Below are 4115 nucleotides of genomic sequence, written 5' to 3' on the forward strand. Positions count from 1 at the left end.
GCGCTGATCGGGCGGCAGCTGCGCGAACTGCTGCGAGAGTTCGCCTTCGGCGAGCTGAAGATCGGCCTCGGTCAGCTTCTCGCCATTGATGGTGGCGACCACGGCATTGGGATCGACCGGCGCGGCGGGAGCGGTGGCAGGCGCGGTGGCATCCGCGGGCTTGGTCTCCTGCGCCATCAGCGGCGACAGGCTAAGAGCCGAGAGCCCGAAGGCCAGACCGAGGCTGGCGAGCGAGGCGCGGCGGAACGACAGGGGCATCAAGATAACTCCAATGGGATTGCCAATGAGGATCGCGTGAGCGGAAGGGTTCCAGATCAGTCGAATTGTGGCGGAATTTGGCGCTGCCCATAGGGCTAACGCGGCGTTGACATCGATTGAGCCCCCTCTTATCTGTCCAACGACTTGGCGTCCAGAACCGTTTTCCGGGCGCTTTTTGCGTTTGTCCGCATTCACGCGGATTTGATGGGCCCGCCAGGCGCCTGTCGCAAACGGCCAAAATTGCTATCGAAAGGACCATTGGATGGTCAGTCTCGGCGGTCTCGCCCGTAAGGTTTTCGGTTCTTCCAACGACCGGCGCGTCAAGTCGACCCGACCTAGGGTCGAGGCCATCAACGCCATGGAAAACGAGATGCGGGCGCTTTCCGACGCCGAGCTTGCCGGGCGCACGGAGAAATTCCGCCAGGATCTCGCTAACGGCGCTTCGCTCGACGACCTGCTGGTCCCGGCCTTCGCCACGGTGCGCGAGGCGGCCCGCCGCGTGCTCGGCATGCGGCCTTTCGACGTCCAGTTGATCGGCGGCATGGTGCTGCACAATGGCGGCATCGCCGAGATGCGCACCGGCGAGGGCAAGACCCTGGTCGCCACCTTGCCGGTCTATCTCAACGCGCTCGCCGGCAAGGGCGTGCATGTCGTCACCGTCAACGACTACCTCGCCAAGCGCGACGCCGAATGGATGGGCCGCGTCTACAAATTCCTCGGCCTGACCGTCGGCATCATCGTCCACGGCCTTTCCGACGACGAGCGCCGCGAGGCCTACGCCTGCGACGTCACCTACGCCACCAACAACGAGCTCGGCTTCGACTATCTGCGCGACAATATGAAGTATGAGCGCTCGCAGATGGTGCAGCGCGGCCACTCCTACGCCATCGTCGACGAGGTCGATTCCATCCTGGTGGACGAGGCGCGCACGCCGCTGATCATTTCCGGTCCGCTTGAGGACCGCTCGGAAATGTACAACACCATCGACGCCTTCATGCTGAAGCTCGGCCCGGCCGACTACGAGGTCGACGAGAAGCAGAAGACGACGATCTTCACCGAGGAAGGAACCGAGAAGCTCGAAAACATGCTGACAGCGGCGGGCTTGCTCAAAGGGGAGTCGCTCTATGACGTCGAGAATGTCGCCATCGTCCACCACGTCAACAACGCGCTGAAGGCGCATCTGCTCTTCCAGAAGGATCGCGATTACATCGTGCGCAACGGCGAGATCGTCATCATCGACGAGTTCACCGGCCGCATGATGCCAGGACGCCGCTATTCGGAAGGCCTGCACCAGGCGCTCGAGGCCAAGGAGCATGTGCAGATCCAGCCGGAGAACCAGACGCTGGCCTCCGTCACCTTCCAGAACTATTTCCGCCTCTACAAGAAGCTCGCCGGCATGACCGGCACGGCGCTGACCGAGGCCGAGGAATTCGCCAACATCTACAATCTCGAAGTCACCGAGATCCCGACCAACCTGCCGGTCGCCCGCAAGGACGAGGACGACGAGGTCTACCGTACGGTCGACGAGAAATACAAGGCGATCGTCAAGGAAATCAAGGACGCGCGCGACCGCGGCCAGCCGATCCTGGTCGGCACCACCTCGATCGAGAAATCCGAGCAACTGGCCGAGCGCCTGCGCAAGGAAGGCATCAAGGACTTCGAAGTGCTGAACGCTCGCCACCATGAGCGCGAGGCGTCCATCGTCGCCCAGGCCGGCAAGCCCGGCGCCATCACCATCGCCACCAACATGGCCGGCCGCGGCACCGACATCAAGCTCGGCGGCAATGCCGAGATGCGCATCGCCGAGGAGCTTGGCGACATGCCGGCCGGCCCCGAGCGCGAGGCGCGGGAAAAGGCCATCATCGACGATGTCGAACGCCTGAAGGAAAAGGCGCTGGCCGCCGGCGGCCTTTACGTTCTGGCCACCGAGCGCCACGAATCGCGCCGCATCGACAACCAGTTGCGCGGCCGCTCCGGCCGTCAGGGCGATCCGGGCCGCTCGAAATTCTTCCTGTCGCTGCAGGATGACCTGATGCGCATCTTCGGCTCCGAGCGCATGGACGGCATGCTGCAGAAGCTCGGCCTCAAGGAAGACGAGGCGATCATCCATCCCTGGATCAACAAGGCGCTGGAGAAGGCGCAGAAGAAGGTCGAGGCGCGCAACTTCGACATCCGCAAGAATCTGTTGAAGTATGACGACGTCTCGAACGACCAGCGCAAGGTGGTGTTCGAGCAGCGCATCGAGCTGATGGACGGCGAAGGCCTGTCGGAGACGATCACCGAGATGCGTGAAGGCGTCATCGAGGAGATCGTCGCCAAGAACATCCCCGAAAACGCCTATGCCGAGCAATGGAACGTCGCCGGCCTCAAGGAAGAGGTGGGGCAATACCTCAACCTCGACCTGCCGATCGAGGAATGGGTCAAGGAAGAGGGCATCGCCGAGGACGACATCCGCGAGCGCATCACGGCCGCGGCCGATGCCGCCGCCAAGGAGCGCGCCGATCGCTTCGGCCCCGACGTGATGAATTATGTCGAGCGTTCGGTGGTGTTGCAGACGCTCGATCATCTGTGGCGCGAGCATATCGTCAATCTCGATCATCTGCGCTCGGTCGTCGGCTTCCGCGGCTACGCCCAGCGCGACCCGCTGCAGGAATACAAGGGCGAAGCCTTCGAGCTGTTCCAGGGCATGCTGGGCAATTTGCGCCAAGCCGTCACCGCGCAGCTGATGCGCGTCGAGCTGGTGCGCGAGGCTGCGGACGCGCCGCCGCCCGAGGCGCCCGAGATGTTCGGCAGCCATATCGACGGCTCCACCGGCGAGGACGATTTCCAGGGCGGCGAAACCGCGCTTCTCCTGCGCCAGGATTCGAATACCGTTGTCGCTCCGGAAAACCGCGACCCGAAGAACCCCGCGACCTGGGGCAAGGTCGGCCGCAACGAAGCCTGCCCCTGCGGCTCCGGCAAGAAATACAAGCACTGCCACGGCGCCTTCGCCTGACGCAGTCTTCCTTCTCCCCGTCACTATACGGGGAGAAGGTGCCCGAAGGGCGGATGAGGGGCAGCGCCGCCATTCCGCGATCCCGGTAGAACGCCGAGTCAGGCTTCCCTAGCAACTAATTCCCCAGCACAGGGATTTTGACCGGTCGGCTCCCTCTGCGTCGGCAGGCGGCATGCCTTGGAGATTGGCCGAAACGCCCATCGCGATCGTCATTCCAGGGCGAAGCAGGAGCGAAGCTCCGTCGCGAAGACCCTGGAATCCATGCCGTTATCTTCGCCTCGACGTGCAACGGAGCAGAACTCTGCGCCGCAGCAGCAACGCTTCCAAGTCACGGAATGGATTCTATGGTCTGCGCGCGTCGCTTCGCTCCTTGCTCCGCCATAGAATGACGCGGTTGGGGCGGCTTCAACCAATCTCCGGCGTTGCGCTGATTTCACGGAAATGAACGGAGAATCTTGCACCAAGACAAACGGCAACTTTTCAAAATCCTTGTGTCGGGGAACGCACCAACCTTACACCAGCCCCGACGCGCGCGCCGCGGCCGCTGCTTCGCCGCGCGAGACGGCTTCCAGTTTCCCGAGCACCGCCGAAACGTGGTGATCGACCGTCTTCGGCGAGATCGCCATATGCGCGGCGATCTTCTTGTTGGAGAAGCCTCGTTCGATCAACTGCAGGACCTCCATCTGGCGCTGCGTAAGGCCGGCCTGGTTGGCGCGCGTCGCCTGCCTTGGACCTCTGGCAATACGGCCCACGCCGCTCTGCCGCAGCAGGCCGCGCACATGCTGCGCTACTGGTCTTGCGCCGAGCGCCTCGAAAATATCCAGCGCTTCACGCTGCGCGGCCTCGTCGCCCTGCAGCAAGG

The 4115-nt window shown here is 63.4% G+C and carries 2 protein-coding genes and 1 pseudogene; 1 reads left to right on the forward strand and 2 read right to left on the reverse strand.

All coding sequences use genetic code 11. The features are described from left to right. Positions 1-258, reverse strand: a pseudogene (locus tag EOA27_RS25385) (peptidylprolyl isomerase); the annotation flags it as partial. 262 nt (positions 259-520) lie between these two features. On the opposite strand from EOA27_RS25385, the gene secA reads away from it, so the two are divergent. Then, positions 521-3253 carry a preprotein translocase subunit SecA gene (gene secA / locus EOA27_RS25390; protein WP_126081071.1) on the forward strand — a complete coding sequence of 911 codons (2733 nt, stop codon included), beginning with the start codon at positions 521-523 and terminating at the stop codon, positions 3251-3253. 512 nt (positions 3254-3765) lie between these two features. On the opposite strand, the gene EOA27_RS25395 is transcribed toward secA, so the two are convergent. Further along, positions 3766-4115 (reverse strand): helix-turn-helix transcriptional regulator (locus EOA27_RS25395; RefSeq protein ID WP_145970522.1); only part of this gene is annotated, 350 nt, incomplete at its 5' end.

Origin of the sequence: Mesorhizobium sp. M2A.F.Ca.ET.037.01.1.1 (genome assembly GCF_003998075.1) — a bacterium.
GTDB lineage: Bacteria > Pseudomonadota > Alphaproteobacteria > Rhizobiales > Rhizobiaceae > Mesorhizobium.

What these genes read in the sequence shown, in the direction of transcription:
- secA (WP_126081071.1), top strand. Translation starts at nt 521, where the DNA reads ATGGTCAGTCTCGGCGGTCTCGCCCGTAAGGTTTTCGGTTCTTCCAAC.